This window comes from Paenibacillus sp. FSL R7-0273 (assembly GCF_000758625.1).
GTDB lineage: Bacteria > Bacillota > Bacilli > Paenibacillales > Paenibacillaceae > Paenibacillus_AQ.
This window is the reverse complement of the sequence record NZ_CP009283.1, coordinates 7231471-7252045: the sequence shown is the minus strand read 5'-3', so window position 1 is coordinate 7252045 and position 20575 is coordinate 7231471. Positions and strand designations below refer to the sequence as shown.

The window sequence follows — 20575 nt, the reverse complement described above, 5'->3', positions numbered from 1 at the left end:
GTATGGACTGGGGCAGAGCAAAAAGTGTGCTGATATTCGCCTTTCTGGTATTGAATCTGCTGCTGTGCTACCAGCTGTGGATGGATCTGCGCGATCAGGCCAGCGCCAGCCTGGACTTTACCTCCCTCTCGGCAGAGACGCAGGCGGTTATGGAGCAGAAGGGTATCCGGGTGCTCAGCCCGATTCCGGCGGCTACGCCGCAGCTGCCTGATATCACTTACATCTACTCCGGTGAAGAGCAGACTGCTCCGCCGGTGCTGCTTACAGAGCCGGTAGACAGCGGGCTGATGTATTCTTCGTTCTCTGAGCTCAGCAATGCGCTGCAGGGACAGATCCCGGATATTGCGAACTACCGTTTAGATGCCCAGGAGAGCGAGGTCGGCAAGTTCGTCCTTCATCCGCTGGTAGACCAGAAGTACTCCTTGTTCCGGGTAAGGCTGGAGCTGATTAACAACAACCAGAAGATCGTGGCCTACCGCTCACCGGAGATTGAGATTATCGCAGCACCGGATGACGAAGACGGAAAAGGTGATGTGCAGAAGGTGCTTCCTGCATCCCAGGCGCTAAGCAGTCTGATAGAGAAGTATTTTCCGGCGGATGCGGTAGTGAAGGAGATTGAGCTGGGCTATTACGGGGAATTGTTCAATTCCGAGAGTCAGGTGGCTTCGCCGATGTGGAGGTTCTGGCTGGAGGATGGCAGTGCGTACTACGTAGACGCCATCAGTGCGGACATAATCAGTCCGAAGACAACAGAGTAGAGGGAGCAGGAGAGATGGGAATTTCATTTACAGTGCTGTCCAGCGGTTCTACCGGCAATGCGACAGTGGTACGCAACGGGGAAACAACACTTATGATCGACGCGGGGTTCAGTGCCAAGCGGATTGATGAGCTGCTGGCGATGCGTGAGCTGACAGGCAGGGATATAGACGGAATCTTAGTTACACATGAGCACTCCGATCATATAAAGGGGCTGGGGGCGGTAGCGCGTAAATACGATCTGCCGATCTACGCCAATACCAAGACCTGGGGAGCGATAGAAAAAGGAATCGGCAATATCGCCGAGCATAACCGGATTATTCTGGAGACCGGCACGCACCGTGACTTTGGCGGCATGAGAGTAGAATCCTTTGCAATCTCCCATGATGCAGCGGAGCCGGTAGGGTATAACTTCTATGACGGTAATGAGAAGCTGTGCGTGGCGACGGATCTCGGGTATGTCAGCGATAAAGTCAGAATGGCGCTCGAAGGCTCGGATGTGCTGGTACTGGAGGCCAATCATGATATCGAGATGCTGCGGATGGGGCGTTACCCGTGGAATACGAAGCGGCGGATCCTCGGCGATATGGGTCATCTGTCCAATGAGGCAGCCGGGGCAGCCTTGAGTGAGATTCTGACCGGACGGACCAAACGGACGTATCTGGCGCATCTCAGCCTGGACCATAACATGATAGACCTGGCGAGAATGTCAGTGCGCGGGGCAATGGAGGACCGGGGCTGCTTTTATAAAGACAGCGAATTTAAATTATGCGACACCTACTATGACCGGCCTACGCCATGGGATAAGGTGAGCCAGTCATAAGATGGTCGAGCTCCGCCATTTTACGGTCAAGCTCCTGCCGCGAGAATAAGCCCTTTTCTATCATGAGCTCAATTAAGGCGCTTTGCACCAGCAGGATATGATAGTGTTCGTCCTTCAAATCACCAAGCTTACCGATAAACTGGACCAGATCCATACTGGTTGAAAAAGATTCCATAGCGTTTCCTCCCTTTCCGGGTGAGCAGAGATTATTTCAGTAAAATATTTCAAGAAAATTGCCTGAGAAAAAAGTCAGGCGGCAAGCCTACTTATGGTACAATTATAAGGCGCAGACTGACATGACGGCGTTAACGCAGTACTTCTATTATTGTAGTCTGTTAAGCTGCAAAATATTCCTGAGACTCTCGGTGCTTTTTGTAGTTATTTGCAAGAATCAGAGGCCCTGGCGCTTATAAACTGCAGATTTGGCGGTATATAGAATAAAGTGAAACCTTTTAGTGCTCAGAGGAGTCTAAGAGAAAGCGAGAGGTTCGGGGCTGGTTGCTTGGCGTTCAGACTTGAATGCAGTAGCAATAGAGGGGAGAGGATGTACCCGTGGGATTGTTCGATGACGATTTCTATTCAACCAAGGTACCGCGCCGTAAAAGAAATGAGCTGGAGAAAAGCAAAGTGCTTACCAGCCGGAAATGGACGGTGCACAAATCCCGGCGTACTATGGCCACATGGCAAGTGTCTGTAATCAGCTCAGCAGTCAGTGCAGTAGTTGCCGTACTGCTGTTCAGTCTCGTTACAGGACCGTTTACCGCCGAGAGGGAGGCCTACGTGCCGCCGGTAGGGCAGAAGGTTACAGCGAGCAGCGGTGATCCGTATGACCGGATTATTCAGGCAGCTGCACTTGCGAGTCCGGCAGTCGTGAGCATTATTAATCATAAAGAAGATAACGAGGAACTTAATATTCTCGACGAGTCAGCACTGGGATCGGGAGTTATCTATAAAAAAGACGATGATAAGGCCTTTATTATTACCAATAACCATGTCATTGAAGGCTCGGGTAAGCTTGAAGTAGTAACGGTAGACGGTGTGACACACAAGGCTACGCTGGTAGGGGCAGACAAGGTTACGGATATCGCCGTGCTGTCCATGGATGCTAAGGGTGTAACTACGGTGGCCCAGATCGGTGATTCCTCCAAGCTGCGGCTCGGGGAGACTGTGATTGCAATCGGCAACCCGCTCGGACTCGGGGATAGCCTGACCTCCGGGATTATAAGCTATCCCCAGCGGACCATTCCGGTATCGCTGAACCAGGACGGGGTGTATGACTGGGAGCAGGAGGTCATCCAGACTGACGCCGCAATTAACGAGGGCAACAGCGGAGGTGCGCTTGTAGATCTGGACGGCAAGGTGATTGGCATCAATACGATGAAGATCTCCGATACCGGCGTGGAAGGACTCGGGTTCGCCATTCCGGCCAACCATGTAATCCAGACCGCAGATGAGCTGGCAGCTAAGGGCAAAATATCCCGTTCCTACCTGGGCGTGTATTCTGTCGATTTGAACAATCCTTATGTTCCGCTTGCTGAGGATCAGGTGAAGGAGCTTAATCTGCCTACCTCAGTCAAAGAAGGGGTTGTTGTGCTCGATGCTGTAGGTCCGGCAGAGGAGGCAGGCCTCCAGTTCAACGATGTCATTACACGGTTTAACGATCAGCCGATTACCTCCACCCTGTCCCTGCGCAAGTATCTGTATGAGCAGACAAAGATCGGTGACGAGCTGAAGATCACTTATTACCGGAACGGAGAAGTGAAGCAGGCTACTGTAAAACTTCTTGAGAAGCCGGAGGAATAAAAGCAGCATAGCCTGTATATAATGAAGAGGCAGTCATGAAGCAGTGAAGCGGCCCGGCCGTCCTGAATAAAAAACTTTTCTGGGCGGCCCCGTTTCATACGTTTCAAAGCTAAATATCCGGGGTAATAATAAGTGTCCTTGTGGAATTGAGAATTTTATCCTTCTGAGAGCCCTTACATTGGAAAGTAAACCTTATAAGGGAAAAAACGGAGGAAATCGGATACAACAGCTTGCCTTTGTTCCGCTGGTGTGGTAACATGAGAATATTAATACATCTGATACCTAATTCTCGTATTGAAAAGGGCTGTCATATGGAATACAACCCTTTTCAATGTGTGAATTTTTTCTTTGTTTGAAGATAAAAAGAACATATTAATTTAAATTTGTGGAGGTAACACACATGCAAACAGGTACAGTTAAATGGTTCAACGCAGAAAAAGGATTCGGATTCATCGAAGTTGAAGGCGGAAGCGACGTATTCGTACACTTCTCCGCTATCACTGGCGAAGGATTCAAAACTTTGGACGAAGGCCAACGCGTTGAATTCAACGTTGTTCAAGGCAACCGTGGACCACAAGCCGAAAACGTTGTAAAACTGTAATAATAGAAGCGCCGTCCCTGCTTACGTAAGTCGGGGCGGTCTTTTTTTATAAGATCAGATGTAAGCTCAACCTTGTCTAGTCACCCTGATCTAGCAGAATACGCTGGGCACACGTTCTGTAATAAAGGATTTGTCAGTCAGCAACCTGTAAGGGCATCGTCAGATGCTTTTTTACTTGTTGTTCAGGCATGTGGCATATAAGGAAGGGAGGAACGGCAATGAACTACCGGAAGAAGCCTGTCGAGGAAGTACCGGAAGAGAATACCGCAATTTGGGCCTGTACCAATGATGATTGTAATGGATGGATGAGGGACAATTTCGCATTTGAACATGCGCCTTCTTGCCCCCTCTGTCATGCACCGATGGCTCGTAATATGAAGATGCTGCCGCAGCTGGTGAATTCCAACGGCGATCTGAAATCACTGAAGAAGGGTATTTCCATTACCTAACCATCACCTTATATAAGTCAACCTACAATAGAATGATGAACAAATCCAAGACGGTGAAACCGTCTTATTTTTTTTGTTTTCTAAGCGTAACATTGTGATATTTGTCACAAATTTATTGAAAATTAGCGTGAAACAAGCTGAAAAGTGTGACATATGTCACACTTTAATTTTTGCATTTTTGACAGAATAGACGTATTGAATGGGGAGAAGGAAGGGGAGAAATATGGATATAGTAATGCTGTCGCGCATACAGTTTGCGTCGACGACGATCTTTCATTATTTCTTTGTACCGGTATCGATTGGCCTGGCTCTGATGATCGCGATTATGGAGACAATGTATGTCAGAAAGGGCAACGAAGAGTACAAAAGAATGGCACAGTTTTGGGGGAAGCTTTTCCTGATTAACTTTGCAGTTGGGGTAGTAACAGGAATTCTACAGGAGTTTCAGTTCGGAATGAACTGGTCGGACTATTCCCGTTTTGTCGGTGATGTGTTCGGGGCACCGCTGGCTATTGAAGCGCTGCTTGCCTTCTTCCTGGAATCGACCTTTATCGGAATCTGGATCTTCGGCTGGGATAAAGTATCCAAGAAGATTCATTTGCTGTCCATCTGGATGGTGGCGCTGGGAACAACGCTGTCGGCGTTCTGGATTCTCACGGCCAACTCGTTCATGCAGCATCCGGTCGGGTTCGAAATCAATAACGGACGGGCTGAAATGAATGATTTTCTGGCTCTGATTACTAACGGACAGCTGCTTGTTGAATTGCCGCATACCCTGCTGGCTGCTTATGCAACAGGCGCATTCCTGGTAACCGGGATCAGTGCTTATAAAATGCTCAAGAAGCAGGATGTCCAGTTCTTCAGAAAATCCTTTGAGATCGCAGCCATCGTCGGGATCGTATCCTCTGTCGGTGTAGCTGTTGCCGGTCATGCCCAGGCGCAGTATCTGGTGGAGACACAGCCGATGAAGATGGCGGCTTCCGAAGGACTATGGGAGGATAGCGGCGATCCTGCAGCATGGACGGTGTCTGCTTTTATCGATCCGGTCAACAAGGTGAATTCTGCCGAGATTAAAATTCCATATATGCTCAGCTTCCTGTCCTACAGCAAGTTCTCCGGTGAAGTTAAAGGGATGAATACGCTGCAGGCTGAATATGAAGAGGCATATGGACCCGGTAATTATATTCCGCCTGTGCGGACCACGTTCTGGAGCTTCCGGATCATGGTTGCCGCCGGCTCTTTAATGGTTGTGTTTGGATTATATGCGATGTACCTGATGTGGCGTAAAAAGATGGAGCGGCCGAACACCTGGTTCCTGCGCTTTATGTTCTGGGGTCTCCTGCTTCCGCCTATTGCAAATACGGCAGGCTGGATTATGACAGAAATCGGACGTCAGCCTTGGACTGTATTTGGCCTGATGACGACGGAAGACAGTGTATCGCCTAACGTTTCTGCAGGCTCTGTTCTGTTCTCGGTTATTACATTTAACGCAATTTATGCTGTTCTGGGTGTCGTTCTGGTTGGATTGTTCATTAAAGTGATCAAAAAGGGACCTTATCACATGGATAACGATCACGGCGTTGACCATGACCCGTATAGCAAGGAGGGAACCACGCATGCTTTCTCTTAATGAATTATGGTTTGTGCTGATTGCGGTTCTTTTTATCGGTTTCTTCTTCCTTGAGGGCTTCGACTTTGGAGTAGGCATGGAAACGCAGATTCTGGCCAAAAATGATACAGAGCGCCGGCTGCTGATCAATTCAATCGGGCCGTTCTGGGATGCTAACGAAGTATGGCTGCTGACGGGAGCCGGTGCGATGTTCGCCGCCTTCCCGAACTGGTATGCGACCTTGTTCAGCGGATTCTATATTCCGTTCGTGTTCGCGCTGCTGGCGCTGATTGCCCGCGGTGTCGCCTTTGAATTCAGAGGCAAACGGGATTCACAAGCCTGGAAAAAAACCTGGGATGTCTGCATTTTCTTCGGCAGCTTCCTGCCGCCGTTCCTGCTGGCTGTTGTCTTCGCAAGCTTCATCAAGGGGCTGCCGATTGACGGCGACATGCAGATGTATGCCGGATTCTTCGATATCGTTAATCCTTATACAGTAGTAGCGGGTATTACAGTGGTTATGCTCTGCCTGGTGCATGGACTGATGTTCACTACCCTCCGCACAGTTGGCGATCTGCAATTGCGGGCCCGTAAGCTGGGCCGGACACTGCTGATTCCGCTGGCAGTATTGCTGGCAGCCTTCGTTGTTATGACTTATTTCATGACCGATATCTTCGAGCAACGCGGGACGGTGCTGATGATTCTGGTCGTTGCAGGAATTGCTGCTTTTGTACTGGCCGGTTATTTCATGAGCAAAAAGAAAGACAGCTGGGCGTTCGGTATGACGGGGGCCGTAATGGCCTTGTCTGTACTGTCTATCTTTGTAGGACTGTTCCCGCGTGTCATGATCAGTTCAATTGATGAAGCGTTCAGCCTGACGATCACCAATGCCGCATCCGGCCAGTATTCGCTGAAGGTGATGACCATTGTGGCGCTTACCCTGCTGCCGTTCGTGCTTGGTTATCAGATCTGGAGCTATTTTATTTTCCACAAACGGGTTCACGAGAAGGAGCATCTTGAATACTAATGGATAAAAATTTGCTTGGGTACAAAGGAGTTAAGCCGGTCTTTCTGATCGTTGGCTTCCTTACCCTGGTGCAAAGCCTTTCCATTCTTCTGCTGGCGAAATCGCTGGCAGAGGCTGTCTCGGCGCTGTTTGCGGGAGAACCGCTGAAGGAACAAGGGGCAAGAATGCTCTTGTTCCTTCTTGCGTTTCTTGTGCGTCATGCCTGTGCCATGCTGATGAGCCGTGTCTCCTACCGCTTCGCGGAGGCTACCGGCAGCAGCATGCGGAGACAAATGATGGATAAGCTGTTCCAGCTGGGACCAAGGCTGGCAGGCGACCGGGGAACAGGAACACTGGTTACAATTGTGCTGGAGGGAGTGACCAAGTTCCGTACCTATCTGGAGCTGATTATTCCGCGGATGGTTGGAATGGGGATTACACCATGGTTGCTGTTGGTTTATATCTTCATGCTTGATACATCAAGCGGGATCATCCTTACCTTAACAATGCCAATTATTATTATCTTCATGATCCTGATCGGAATGACCGCGCGCAAGCAGATGGACCGGCAGCTGAAGTCCTACCGGACGCTGTCCAATCACTTCGTTGATTCCTTGCGCGGGCTGGAGACACTGAAATTCCTCGGACGCAGCCGCAGCCACAGCGGGAGCATCGCTACAGTCAGCGACCGTTACCGCTCAGCAACGATGCGTACGCTGCGTGTAGCATTCTTGTCTTCGTTTGCGCTTGATTTCTTTACCATGTTATCTGTAGCCTCAGTTGCTGTAAGCCTCGGACTGCGGCTAATCAATGAAGAGATGACTCTGGTTACAGGTCTGACGATTCTGATATTGGCACCGGAATATTTCCTGCCGGTCCGGCTGGTCGGTGCCGACTTCCACGCTACATTAGACGGCAAGGAAGCTGGCGAAGCGATGAAGGATATCATTGACCGCGAGACCGTGAAGGCAGAGCCGATTTCAGCTGATGGACAGACCGCTGCGAAGCCGCTGCAAGCAGGGGCATTCAGCTGGAAGCCGGATAGTGACCTTACGCTTGAAGGAATCGGTGTTCAATATGAAGCGGATGGGATATCATCGCTGGCAGAGGTGAACCTTGCATTTACCGGCGCTGCCAAGATCGGCATTATCGGGGAAAGCGGGGCCGGCAAATCGACGCTGGTCGATATTCTGGGCGGTTTCCTGCACCCGACCTCAGGCAGCCTGGTTATTAACGGAAACCGTGTCAGTTCGCTTACGGACGAGGAGTGGCGTAAACAGACTGCATATATTCCGCAGCGGCCTTATATCTTCAGCGGGACTCTGGCTGATAATGTGCGGTTCTATTATCCGGAGGCAACGCTCGAAGAGGTTGCTGCAGCAGTGAAGGCTGCAGGGCTATCGCAGCTTGCCGCATCTTTCCCGGACGGATTAAACGAAATGATCGGCGGCGGCGGACGGCCGGTTAGCGGCGGGCAGGAGCAGCGCATTGCGCTGGCCCGGGCGCTGCTTAGCAGCCGTCCGGTCATGCTGCTCGATGAGCCTACCGCTCATCTGGACATTGAGACAGAATATGAGCTTAAGGAAACGATGCTTCCGCTGTTTGAAGGAAAGCTGGTATTCCTGGCAACCCACCGGCTGCACTGGATGATTGATATGGACCTGATTGTTGTTATGCAGAACGGCCGGGTGGCGGAGGCCGGCACACACCTTGAGCTGATCCGGCGCAGGGGTGCCTATTATGGGCTTATTCAAAGCCAACTGGAGGGAATCCATTGAAACGTGAAGGATGGTTTGCTCCTTATGCCTCCAGCTACTTCTGGCGGTTCTTGCTGATTATTGTCCTGGGGTCGCTGACGATCTTCTCAGCCTCGTCCCTGATGTATACCTCGGGCCTCCTGATCTCCAAGTCTTCTATTCCGCCCGAAAATATCCTGATGGTCTATGTGCCGATTGTCGGTGTGCGCACCTTCGGTACAAGCCGCGCTGTTATCCACTATGTGGAGCGGCTGATCGGCCACGATACCATTCTGCGCATACTGTCCAAAATGCGCACCCGTCTCTACAACATCCTGGAGCCGCAGGCATTGTTCCTGTCCTCCCGTTTCCGTACCGGGGATATTCTGGGTATGCTGGCTGATGATATTGAATACCTGCAGAACGTGTATCTCCGTACGGTATTCCCGAGCATTATTGCGCTGCTGATCTATGCAGCAGCAATCATTGCGCTGGGCACATTTGATCTGGCATTTGCTCTATTGATGGGGCTGTACATGCTGGTGCTGGTAGTTGTTCTTCCGCTGCTCTCGCTGCTGTTCACGCAAAGACGGCAGCGGCAGGTCAAGCAGGAGCGCAACCGGCTCTATCAGAAGCTGACCGATGCCGTTCTTGGTATGGGCGACTGGATGATCAGCGGACGGCAGGCCCAGTTCGTAGCCACCTATGAGGCAGATGAGCGGGAGGTTGCCCGCACGGACGGGGCACTGCGCAGCTGGGCACGCCTGCGGCTGTTCATTGGTCAGGCTGTAGTCGGGCTGGCAGTACTGTCGATGCTGTACTGGTCAGCTGGAGAATTCGCAGAAGGCGGCATTGCCGGAACGCTGATTGCTGCCTTTGTGCTGGTGGTGTTCCCGGTAGCGGATGCCTTTCTGCCGGTATCGGAGGCTGTCGAGAAGATTCCGCAATACCGCAATTCACTGGAGCGGCTGAACGGTGTGGAGGCTGTTGAGGAGACCGTGTCCCGGACGGCTGTTGAATCTGGCAGTACAGCGGTTGCAGCTCAGGTCCGGAGTATTCAGTCCGCAGGGCAGGCCCGCATTGAATTGAAGTCCGCCGGCTACCGCTATGCGGCAGATGCTGGCTGGTCTGTTCAGAATCTCAGCCTCGAGCTTCCGCAGGGCCGGAAAATTGCGGTTATCGGGCGCAGCGGAGCTGGCAAATCGACGCTGCTTAAGATGGTTCAGGGCGTGCTGGCTCCGGCTGCAGGCTCGGTTACAATCAACGGACTGGACGCTTCCGCCTACGGAGAGCAGATTCCGCAGATTATTGCTGTGCTGAACCAGAGCCCGCATCTGTTCGATACTACGGTAGCGAACAATATCCGGCTTGGCGATCCTGCTGCATCTGAGGAGGATATCCGCAAGGCGGCAGCGCTGGCGAAGCTGGATACGCTGATCTCTTCGCTGCCGGAAGGGTACAACACTCCGGTACGCGAAGCCGGGCAGCGCTTCTCCGGCGGTGAGCGCCAGCGGATGGCCCTGGCCCGGATTCTGCTGCAGAATACGCCGGTGGTTGTGCTCGATGAGCCGACGGTAGGCCTGGATCCGCGGACAGAACGCGAGCTGCTGGCGACGATGTTCGAGACGATGGCCGGCAAGACGCTGATCTGGGTTACCCATCATCTGGTCGGTGCAGAGCAGATGGATGAGGTTATCTTTATGGAAGACGGCCGGGTGGAGATGCGCGGCACTCATGCTGAGCTAATGGACCGTGAACCGCGTTACCGTAAGCTGTATGAGCTGGACCGGCCGGTTCAGTTCACGGATGGAGACGTTCCGGAACAGGCATAGCATGATAGTATGATACAAAAAGAAGCTCCTCCTGCCTGGTCCGGGCGGTGAGAGCTTCTTTTTTTGTACAAATCTATAGGCCGAATTCTGCGGTAACCCAATCCTTAAACATGGCGTAGTCCTTCTCAACCTGATTGGCATAGCCAAAGGCCCATTCAGCAATATACCGGGCAAAAGCTTCTGTATCGGAGCCCATAGCTCTGGCAATTTCCTGCTCGCTGTGATAATCGAGAATTCCTTTGTCCACATCCGCATCAGCGCGGGCGTGCATTTTGGCGGTCAGGCTGCCCATCAGCTCCAGCACTTTGGTCAGTTCGTCCGCGTCGGTGATGTCCTCCAGCTTCAGTCTTTTTTTGTAGGGAGAGCGTTCTCTGACATAGAATTCGCGCCCGCCCATAGTCAGGAACCCTAGGTAAGGATCGGCTTTGTGATGCATCGCCTGCTGGGTAGCGGTCACCCGCTTGCCCTGATGGGCAAAGGCCTCCCAGAAGGATTCTGAATACGGCATGAAGTAGGCCGGGACGGGAGCGCGGACCTCTTTTAACTCAAGCACGGGATCATCTGTCCCTTCCTGCTCTAGGCCGCCCTCAATAAGGATGTAATAGCGGTCGAGACCGATGGAAGCCGTTCCTGATCCGCGCTTGACGGCAATATCCTTAATCTGATAATGCTCTTCCTGCAGCTTGCGCGCTACTACCGTCTGCTTGTAGAAGCTCCAGGACTGCTCCAGTTGGGCCTGCTCGTCAGCATCAGGAATCAGCAGCTCGGCATTCTCCAGAAACACCCTGCTGCTCTGCATGTGGGCGGTAACCTTCTCCAGAAAGTGGCTCTGCCGGCGTTTTTCCAGCTTGCGCAGCAGCTTTTTGACCGGGCCCCTGGCGTTATTCTCATCCACTGTGTAATCAGCGGGATCATCCTTACCCTGGCAGAAGCGGCGGATTTGCCGCGCATAGGCTTTTGCATAACCGGCAATAAAGCTCTGCTGCTCCGCCCCGCCGTAACCAAGCTGCCTGCCCACAAGAGCAATACTGACCGCCATGCGCAGCAGATCATAGAGATAAGACCCGACATACCCCTCGTCAAAATCATTCACATCATAGACAATATCCCCGTCCTCGCTGCGGAAAGCGCCAAAATTCTCAAAATGCAAATCCCCCTGAATCCAGGTCGGACGCTCCGGTGCGCTGTGGTAGGGGAAATACTGCCTGGTCGTATCAAAATAAAACAGATAGGCGCTGCCCCGGTAAAAGGAAAAGGCGCTCTGCGCCATTTTGCCGTATTTCTCAGCCCGGTCGATGTGACTCAAAGCCATGATACTTCCGTCAAATTCATCTAAAATAGAAATCAGCAGGTCTCTGCGCAGCTTCGTGCGTGTGCGGATAACCCCTTCGGTAATCGTCTGGTTAACCATGGGTATGGCTCCTTTCGGGCTAATCTAACTAAATCTATTATTTCCATAGACTAGCAATTTGGCAAGCGTGATATACTTAAAGCAACTTAATCCGTGAAAATAGGAAGAATGAGGTGGAAGCATGTGAGGAGCAGCGGTTACTGCAGCTACATATAAGGAGAGGTTAAAAATGCAGTTAACATGGGATTTGAGCAGCATCTATCCCGGCTTTCAGTCGGAGCCTTTGCGGCAGGACCGCAGGCTTGTGGAGACAATGGCCGGGAAGCTTGCAGCTTGGGCAGCCTCACAGCTACCGGATGGACAGGATACCTCCGGAATAATGGAGCAGTTCCTTAAACAATATAACGCTTATAAAAGCATTTACCTCCGCTTGTTCAGCTATGCGGAGCTGATCTTCAGCGCCGACAGCAGCAATGAGCAAGCCGTCAATCTGATGGATGAGCTGGAGGAGCTCAGCATCGGGGCGGAGGAAGCCCGGGTGAGCTTCAGCAAGTGGCTGGCCGGAGTTAGTGCGGAGGATCTGGAGGCGAGCCTGGGAGACAATGCTTACCTTGCGGAGCATAGCTTTTATCTGCGTGAGCTGCAGGGGAAGTCGCAGCATCTGCTGAGTGCAGAGGGCGAGGCGGTCATTGCCCGGATGCAGGCTAACGGCTCAAAGGCGTGGGAGCGGCTATATATGCGGACGCTGTCTACGCTGCGGACAGAGCTGGAGCTGGATGGAAAAAGCCAGAGTGTGTCGCTGTCAGAGCTGCGGAATCTGGTCTATGATTTGGATGCAGCGGTACGGAAGGCAGCGGCAGCGGCCGAGGGTGAAGCGTGCCGGAGTGTAGCGGAGCAGAGTGCGGCCTGTATTAATGCCGTCGCCGGTGAAGCGGCGGCAGTATATGGGCTGCGGGGATATAGATCGCCGCTGCATAAGGTGCTGGAGGCTTCGCGGATGGATGAAGCCACGCTTGCAGTAATGCTGCAGGCGATCCGGGAGAGCCTACCGGTGTTCCACCGGTATTATAAGAAGAAAGCAGAGCTGCTGGGACACTCCGGAGCGCTTCCGTTCTATGATATATTCGCCCCTGCCTGCGGGGAATCATCAGGTATGATCACCTATGAGCAGGCGCAGACGATGATCGTCTCCGGCTTCAGCAGGTTTAGTGCGGAGCTGGGCGCTTTTACACAAAAGGTGTTCGATCAGCGCTGGATCGATGCCGAGCCGCGCAGCGGTAAGGGAAGCTTCGGGATGTGTGTTGATATCTTCCCGGTTGGGGAGAGCCGGATGATTACCAGCTTCCACGGCAATTATATAGATGTGAGCGTGCTGGCGCATGAGATCGGGCATGCTTACCACAGCAGCCGGCTTGCCGGGCAGAGTATGGTCAATTCGGATTATCCGGTGCCGGTTGCCGAGACGGCCTCGATCTTTTGCGAGAGTCTGATCAGCAGTGAGCTGCTGCAGAGTGCCCCTGCCGGTGAAGCAGATGCTATTCTGGAGCGGAGTCTGGCGGATGCCGGATATTATATCGTTGATTTCTATGCACGGTATTGCTTCGAGAGCAGTCTATATGAGCGCAGACAAACCGGTAATCTTTCCGTGGATGAGCTAAATGAACTTATGCTGGAGTCGATGACCGCTGCTTACGGTGAGAGCGTGCTGCCGGACTCCATCCATCCCTACCAGTGGATCAGCAAGGCCGGATACTATATGGCAGGCAATGAGTTCCTCAACTTCCCGTACTCGTTCGGGCTGCTGTTCTCCAAGGGGCTATATGCGCAGTATAAAAAGCAGGGGCAGGCTTTTGTCAGCCGGTATGAGCAGTTTCTCTCAGCCTCCAGCACACGGAATGTTGCCGAGGCCGCCGGGCTGATGGATATTGATGTACATTCTCCGGCTTTTTGGCGGGATGCGCTCCAGGTGATTGCCGGGGATGTTGAGAAATTTTTGGAAGCTGAGTAAGACAGGACTTTTGCGCCGCGGAAGGTTCCTTTTTACGTGGAAGTGTGGTAGAACAATAGTAGAAGTATACACCGCAGCGGCACAGAAAGGGATGCTTGATTGAATGTATGTAGTATGTAAAGAACACGTTGAGCTGGCCATCGACAGATTTGTGGACGAGTACGAGGATGCACCGGATGTTGTGGATCTGAAGGAGACGGAGTTCTCGGACTGGGACCCGCCGGCGAAATGTGCGGAATGTGAAAAGAATGGGGAATATCTGGTGGTCTAAGGACTGCTGTCATTTATTCAAAAGAACACCCTGCAGCCGCGGAAGCGGTCTGGAGGGTGTTTTGGTATGTGAAGAGGTAGCGCCGAAATCGGCCGATCAGCAGCAAATAATGCAGATTTAGGCGTCTGCTGCATCCGCCATTGGAGTAAGCCGGCCGCCCCGGCTGCTGCGGTGGTAGGCAAATGCGGACACGATTGCGATGATTGCGGCAACCGACAGTCCCCAGTAAATGTTGGAGTATGCCGTAGAGAGCGGCAGACTCTTTTGCCATTCCAGGGCGCTGGCAGCCATAGCCACGCTGAATGCTCCGCTGAAGAACTGCAGCAGCTGGAACAGTCCCATGCCTGAGCCGATCTGCGAGGATGGCAGGATGCGTGAAATCTCATTGGAAACGCTGCTCGATAGCACAGTAAAGGACAGGCTCATAATCATATAAACGAGCATAACAGCGACCCAGGACTGTCCAGCCAGGAAAGCGAACAGCACAGTAGCCAGCAGCACCAGCAGCGGTGCGTAGCGCAGGATCCCGGCATTGCCGTAGCGGTCAATGACCCGGCCGACAGCACGGGAGACGAAGATCGCCAGCAGGGAGCCAGGGAAAATCACCAGCCCGGCATGGCTGGCCGTGAACCCGAAGCGGTGGGTCAGAATCTGCGGCAGCAGGAACAGGGTAGCGAAGCTGCACAGGTAAGAGGCGACTCCGACCAGGGCAAGCACGAGATAGGAACGGTTAGCAAATAGCGCCGGCATCACGAACGGATCAGGGGTGCTGCGGATGCGGCCAACGAACAGGACAATCGCAATGATTCCGGCAATTAGCGCAACCCACAGGCCGCTAGTCAGGAACAGCAGTAAACCGGTCGTTCCGATCCCGAGGAAAAGCCCGCCCAGGATGTCGAATGAGCCGCGTGCGGGTATTTCCTTAGGAAGCAGCACCATAAACAGCGGCACCAGCAGCAGAATTGCGGCCGTAACCGCGAACAGCCAGTGCCAGCCCAGATACTCGACGATCGAGCCGCCCGCTACCGGACCAAGCCCCAGTCCGAGCGAAACGGCAGACATGATGGTTGCCATGGCTTTGCCGCGGCGGGCCTGCGGGACATAACGGGTGAACAGGACGAGCGACAGCGACATAACGGCTCCCGCACCGGATGCCTGCAGAATCCGTACGATCAGCAGGAAGATGAAGTTCGTGCTGAAGAAGCCGGCTACAGCGGACAGCCCCAGTGTCAGCAGGCCGATAATCAGCAGCCGTCGGATCGGCAGGAAATCAGACAGCCTGCTGTACGTAATAGAAGCAATCGAGAACATAATGGAATATCCGGTCACAATCCAGGATGCCGATGCTGCCGTAATGCCGAAGGCTTCAGTCACATCCGGCAGCGCCAGATTGAACATCGCCGTGTTCATAATGACCAGTACGACAGCTACGCTGAACAGCAGGGTCAGCAGGCCCTCGCGGGGGAGCATGGGTTCTGGGGCGGGGGGATTGAGCGATCCATTGAGCGAACCGCTGTTTTTGCCGGCAGTATCCCCGGATGTATGTAATGAGTTCATGGTGGGTGTGCCACTCCTTTGTTTCTGAATGTTTAATAGTTCGATTACTTACGAACAATTGAAATATAGCATGCGAAGTTGTAAAATGCAATTAGGAAGATGCAAATAATCATCTCTATTATAAAGGGGTCTTATATATGAAGCTGCTCCATCATCCGGACCGCAAGGACATACAGCTTGCCTCTGTTTTGTATGCGCTTAGCGATCCTATCCGTTTATATGTTGTGTCGGAAATCCGCAAGCACGGCGAGCAGGCCTGCAACAGCTTTAAGGTACCGATTGCCAAATCTACCTTGTCCCATCACGCCCGCACCCTGCGCGAATCAGGCGTTGTTCATACACGGGCACAGGGCACCCAGCGCATTTTGTCGCTGCGGGAAGAGGATCTGAATGAGCGGTTTCCGGGGGTGCTGGATTCGATATTAGAGGCGTATGAGGCTGCCGGTGGGGCGGTGGAGTTTGGGGAGCGGATGGAAGAGTGAAGAGTACAGAGTGAGGGGTAAAGAGTGCAGAGTAAAAGCGTGGTAATAATAGTTGCTCTAGGATGCAGGGATAGTTTGTTGTAGAGTGTGACGCCGAAAGCCGGGCTTTATGTCTGGAGTAACATAGATTTGGGAGACTCTGCGGTAGCAGGGTCTTTTTGTGCGTGGTTGTATGTTTGGCGGTATAAGTTGCACAATGTAATTGGCGAAGGATATGGGGGTTTCGGGCAGAAAGGTAGCTGAGAGTGCGGAGTTATGGTGACTATCTACTTAACGAATGAATGAAAGTAACCTTACAGGCTACCAGTGACTAATCTAAGTGGAAAAAGGTAAACTATTTCTTGTTCTGGCCAGGGTGAGAGGGTGTTAGTTGGAAAAACGACACTTAATTTCTCGGATTTTACTCTACTCAAGGATTTTGGCCAAAATAAGTGACTATTTTCCACCTAATAGATGAAAATTCAAAGAAACAGCGGAATTAGGTGGCGAAAATCGAACTAAATGCTGTACGCCTACCGCTCAGACGGAATCTAGGAAAAATTACACTAACTCATTTTGGAAATGTGAGCATTTAAAGTGTACGTAGTAATAAACAGCTGCATCGGGATATGGTAAGCTTGGTCATAGGGAGCTTGGAGAGCGTGTTTATGCAGCCTGGATGCTTCAGCGGAAGATGTAGAGAAACGGGGAGCAGAAGGACTGGCCTAAGAGTTATCCGGCAGAACGTTTATGGAATTAGAGATTACAGGACAAATTAAGGCGGAGCAGGCAGTTACAATCTGCCTTCTTATTATACATTCACATTAACGAGCAACAGCCGGCTTCCGGCCGGCATATGGAGGATATCATGTTCATTCAAATTATTGGCGTAGGCAAATTAAAGGAAAAATATTTGGTCAGCGGCATCGCAGAGTATGCCAAGCGGCTGACGCCATACCTCAAGTTCCAGGTGATTGAGGTGGCGGATGAAAAAGCACCGGACAATCTCAGCGATGCTGAAGTGGTCCAGGTCAAAACGCGCGAGGGAGAGCGCATCCTCGCGCACATCAAGAGCGATGCACATGTCATTGCGCTCGCGATCGACGGCAAGCTCTGGAGCTCCGAGGAGCTTGCCGCGGAAATCGACCGGCTCGGCACCTACGGGACGAGCCATGTCGTGTTCGTCATCGGAGGCAGCCATGGCCTCTCCGATGACGTGATGCGCCGCGCCCAGCAGCGCATGAGCTTCGGCCGCATGACGCTGCCCCATCAGCTCATGCGGCTGGTGCTGGTGGAGCAGATTTATCGCGCGGTGAAGATAAATCGGGGGGAGCCGTATCATAAGTAGTTAATTTTTTTAAATTCAGAAGGGAATCATTATTTAATGAAGAATACCTTTATTGAGTTGGTGTAAATTACCAAGAAAAGGACGGGGCTTAATGATAGAAGCAGATACAAATAAATATATGTTAGGAAATAAAATCAAAGAAAGTAGACAAATTGGTGATTTGACTGAAGCGACAAATTTATGTTTAAAAGCAATATATCAATTTCCTGAAGAAAATTTTTTTTATTTAATTCTTGGTGACATATATAATCAAAATCACCTTTATGACCAAAGTATAAAAGCATATTTAGAGTATTTAAAAAGAATTGATAATAAAATGTCCATGAAAAATTTTTTGAAGCGCTACACTAGACTTAAAACTGTCCTAAACTCCCAACAACTACTAGCATTTCAGCAAAAGATATTAGATATTTGTCATTTACCAGGAGCTAATTTGAGCTTGTTTGGCGGAATAGAAGAAGCTATAAAATATGATTTTGACACCTTAGAGTTAAATGATGAAATAGAAATGATAAAGGCTATACTCAATAAAAAAAACTTTGTATTTCAAGAATTTGTGGACTCATTAAATCTTGTTGAGACAACAGATAAAAAGAAGGTAGCTTTTATTCTTGATAAGGTCATTTTAGATAAACCAAGAATACAAAAGACCTTAGCTGCCGATAAATATTCTGTTTCTATTTATGAAAAAATAGGAGAGTTTGAGAAAGCTATTCAAGTAGCCACATCAATCTTAGATTTACAAAAAGATCCTGTAATTATCAGATCTCTTTTTAGGATATGTCGTAAATCGAGTAATTATTTAGCAGCAGATATTGTTTTATCAAAATACCCAGACATTTTAAAACTAAATGATTTTAACATTTTGTATGAACTCGTTTATTATTTTGAAAGTCAAAATGATCTAGAGCAAGTTAATAATATACTTTCAAAAATGGAGAGAAGTGGCTCAGATAGTCTACCAATCAATAAAACTATTATTAACTTTTACTTGAAATTCGGTATGCTTGAAAAAGCTAATGCATTAAAAGAAAAAATTAAAAATTTTGGGATTTTAAATCATCAAACGACCGTAATTCATGAGACAAAGTTTTCACAAGCACTTAAAGAGTCGGAAGAAGGAATATGGTCAAAAATACAAGAATTATACTCCGAACTAGACCATCAAAAGCAACTCGCAGCAATAAGCGAATTAACAACTGGAATCTCTCATGAACTCGGACAGCCTATTACAAATATTAGATATACAATCCAATTCTATCGGGAGTTATTAAAAGTTAACAATGACCTGCTAGTGGTATACAAGGTATTTGATTCTGTATTAGAAGAAACAGAGCGTATGGGAAATCTAATAAAAAGACTTTCACCGTTAACCTCAAGTAAAAGTCTAGTGCAGGAATTCAACTTAATACAATTGATCAAAAAGAGAATAAATGCAGAGGAAGCTCGATTAAAAAAGGAAAAAATAAATGTAAATATTCTTGCTGAAGAAACTATATTAATGGTGTTTGACCCAGTTAAATTTGAACAAGTAATTAGTAATATGCTAATTAACTCAATTTACTCAATAAAAGAACAAATCAAAGTGACAGAAAAAAATATTAATATCAGAGTTAGTCAAAATAAAAAACGTACATCAATAATATTTGAGGATACTGGTAAAGGCGTGCCATTTGAAGCAAGAAGGAAGATATTTGAGCCTTTCTTCTCCACAAAACCTCCTGGCGAAGGCGAGGGCTTAGGGTTATTTATAATTTGGAATATATTAAAAATGCAAGGTGGAACTATTACTCTTGACCCTAATTACACGTCAGGTGCAAGATTTATAATTAATATACCGAGGTGAAAGCGAAAATGAAATATAGAGTATTATTAGTAGAAGACGAAATAAAAACGGGCGAGATGTTGAAGAAAGCATTAGAATTACAAGAAATAACGGTGGATTGGGTAGTTGATGGAACTGAAGCTATTACTGTATTTAATAATAATATGTATGATTTAGTTGTACTTGATTTAAAGTTACCAGGACTTACAGGTGACCAAGTGTTGGAGGAAATTAGAAAAAAAGATCAATATACTGAGGTAATGGTATATACTAACTATCAGGATCCGCCAGTAATGAAAAAGTTAATTAATCTTGGCGTTGATGCCTACATTAATAAGGGAGCAGATGCAGATCTTTGGGACACAGTTGAACAAATTAAGGAAAAATTAGAGCCTTTTTCAAAAGAAAAAGTAGAACAAATCCTTTATGCATTACCTACTCAAATTATTAAAGAAGATAAGGAGTAGAGTAATTTGAAATATCTACTGGATACAAATGCATATTGTTTATTATTTAACGTTGAAAAAAACAGTTCCTTTTTGAATTTAGAAAGCAAAATAATGGATGATCAGGTGTACTCTTTTTATATTTCCGAAGTTACTTCTCTAGAAATATATTCAGTCATTGGAAAAATGCAAAGGGGTTCTCAACCACAAGAACAAAAGTGTAGTAAAGTATTAAGAATGGGAGACCAATACACAACATGCAGCCATACCTGGTACATTGAGGGCAATAAAAAGTTAAATAAAAACCTTTTTAGAGATATAACCAAGTTATTGAGTGATATTGAAAACCAGCGAGGTTATATAAAGGCTAATGTGCTATCTTATTCAGTCGCCTCAAGTAATAAGGGAAAACAGTTTTTAAGAAAATATTCTTCAAAGTATAAATTCGGATCACAAGACGCCATTATAGTAGGAAATCTAATGCAAGCAAAAGAAGAAGGGTTGGATGATTTGGTTCTAGTTACCTCTGATAAGAGTTTAATTGCAGCTTTGAAAGAGGAGGATATCTCTTACTATGATCCCAATAAAAATGAACTTTATTTAGGTGCTGATGCGCGAAAAGAAACAACTGAATCAATAGTTAGTTAATTTTATAATTCTCGGCTTTGTTAAGTTATGTTACCTTATCTTTTAATT

General features: G+C 49.2%; 19 protein-coding genes. 16 read left to right on the top strand and 3 right to left on the bottom strand.

Annotated elements, in window-relative coordinates; translation table 11 throughout:
• Positions 1–2 precede the first annotated feature (2 nt).
• Both yycI and R70723_RS31150 read left to right on the top strand, forming a co-directional pair.
• Positions 3–758 carry a two-component system regulatory protein YycI gene (gene yycI / locus R70723_RS31155; protein WP_039878014.1) on the top strand — a complete coding sequence of 252 codons (756 nt, stop codon included), beginning with the start codon at positions 3–5 and terminating at the stop codon, positions 756–758.
• 14 nt (positions 759–772) lie between these two features.
• On the top strand, positions 773–1579 hold the full coding sequence (locus R70723_RS31150; RefSeq protein WP_039878013.1) for an MBL fold metallo-hydrolase: 807 nt from the start codon (positions 773–775) through the stop codon (positions 1577–1579).
• Here the strand turns inward: R70723_RS31150 and R70723_RS31145 are convergent.
• Entirely contained in the window at positions 1548–1754 is a 207-nt protein-coding gene (locus tag R70723_RS31145) for a hypothetical protein (RefSeq protein ID WP_039878012.1), read from the bottom strand. The genes R70723_RS31150 and R70723_RS31145 overlap by 32 nt on opposite strands.
• Positions 1755–2131: 377 nt before the next feature.
• Here R70723_RS31145 and R70723_RS31140 point away from each other — a divergent pair, with 377 nt between their 5' ends.
• The 7 genes from R70723_RS31140 (at position 2132) to cydC (ending at position 10612) form a co-directional block, all read left to right on the top strand.
• Entirely contained in the window at positions 2132–3382 is a 1251-nt protein-coding gene (locus R70723_RS31140; RefSeq protein ID WP_039878011.1) for a S1C family serine protease, read from the top strand.
• 400 nt (positions 3383–3782) lie between these two features.
• On the top strand, positions 3783–3983 hold the full coding sequence (locus R70723_RS31135; RefSeq protein WP_039878010.1) for a cold-shock protein: 201 nt from the start codon (positions 3783–3785) through the stop codon (positions 3981–3983).
• Between the two features lie 218 nt (positions 3984–4201).
• Complete coding sequence (locus tag R70723_RS31130) at positions 4202–4432, top strand: cold-shock protein (protein ID WP_039878009.1); 231 nt, start codon at positions 4202–4204, stop codon at positions 4430–4432.
• Positions 4433–4655: 223 nt separating this feature from the next.
• Positions 4656–6062 carry a cytochrome ubiquinol oxidase subunit I gene (locus R70723_RS31125; RefSeq protein WP_039878008.1) on the top strand — a complete coding sequence of 469 codons (1407 nt, stop codon included), beginning with the start codon at positions 4656–4658 and terminating at the stop codon, positions 6060–6062.
• Entirely contained in the window at positions 6049–7065 is a 1017-nt protein-coding gene (gene cydB / locus R70723_RS31120) for a cytochrome d ubiquinol oxidase subunit II (protein WP_039878007.1), read from the top strand. The genes R70723_RS31125 and cydB overlap by 14 nt, the downstream gene beginning before the upstream one ends.
• Complete coding sequence (cydD, locus tag R70723_RS31115; RefSeq protein WP_039878006.1) at positions 7065–8822, top strand: thiol reductant ABC exporter subunit CydD; 1758 nt, start codon at positions 7065–7067, stop codon at positions 8820–8822. Before cydB ends, cydD begins: the two co-directional genes overlap by 1 nt.
• Positions 8819–10612 (top strand): thiol reductant ABC exporter subunit CydC, encoded by a 1794-nt coding sequence (gene cydC / locus R70723_RS31110; protein ID WP_039878005.1) that lies wholly within the window; start codon positions 8819–8821, stop codon positions 10610–10612. The genes cydD and cydC overlap by 4 nt, the downstream gene beginning before the upstream one ends.
• A 73-nt stretch (positions 10613–10685) precedes the next feature.
• Here cydC and R70723_RS31105 read toward each other — a convergent pair whose 3' ends face one another.
• Complete coding sequence (locus R70723_RS31105; RefSeq protein WP_039878004.1) at positions 10686–12023, bottom strand: DUF2252 domain-containing protein; 1338 nt, start codon at positions 12021–12023, stop codon at positions 10686–10688.
• Between the two features lie 169 nt (positions 12024–12192).
• Between R70723_RS31105 and R70723_RS31100 the strand changes: the two genes are divergently transcribed.
• On the top strand, positions 12193–13971 hold the full coding sequence (locus R70723_RS31100) for a M3 family oligoendopeptidase (RefSeq protein ID WP_039878003.1): 1779 nt from the start codon (positions 12193–12195) through the stop codon (positions 13969–13971).
• Between the two features lie 103 nt (positions 13972–14074).
• Entirely contained in the window at positions 14075–14242 is a 168-nt protein-coding gene (locus R70723_RS32665; protein ID WP_063837781.1) for a CxxH/CxxC protein, read from the top strand.
• 117 nt (positions 14243–14359) lie between these two features.
• Here the strand turns inward: R70723_RS32665 and R70723_RS31095 are convergent, their stop codons facing one another.
• Positions 14360–15799 (bottom strand): MFS transporter, encoded by a 1440-nt coding sequence (locus R70723_RS31095; protein ID WP_081957540.1) that lies wholly within the window; start codon positions 15797–15799, stop codon positions 14360–14362.
• A 137-nt stretch (positions 15800–15936) separates the two neighbouring features.
• Here R70723_RS31095 and R70723_RS31090 point away from each other — a divergent pair, with 137 nt between their 5' ends.
• From R70723_RS31090 to R70723_RS31070, 5 genes are all read left to right on the top strand, one after another.
• The gene (locus R70723_RS31090; protein ID WP_039878001.1) at positions 15937–16281 is read left to right on the top strand and encodes an ArsR/SmtB family transcription factor; all 345 of its coding nucleotides are present in this window, start codon (positions 15937–15939) and stop codon (positions 16279–16281) included.
• A gap of 847 nt (positions 16282–17128) precedes the next feature.
• Entirely contained in the window at positions 17129–17608 is a 480-nt protein-coding gene (rlmH, locus tag R70723_RS31085; protein WP_039878000.1) for a 23S rRNA (pseudouridine(1915)-N(3))-methyltransferase RlmH, read from the top strand.
• 91 nt (positions 17609–17699) lie between these two features.
• Entirely contained in the window at positions 17700–19454 is a 1755-nt protein-coding gene (locus R70723_RS31080; RefSeq protein WP_039877998.1) for a sensor histidine kinase, read from the top strand.
• An 8-nt stretch (positions 19455–19462) separates the two neighbouring features.
• A complete protein-coding gene (locus R70723_RS32495; protein ID WP_052421535.1) occupies positions 19463–19900 on the top strand; it encodes a response regulator in 438 nt (145 codons plus the stop codon).
• A gap of 6 nt (positions 19901–19906) precedes the next feature.
• Entirely contained in the window at positions 19907–20527 is a 621-nt protein-coding gene (locus R70723_RS31070; RefSeq protein WP_039877997.1) for a hypothetical protein, read from the top strand.
• Positions 20528–20575 lie beyond the last annotated feature (48 nt).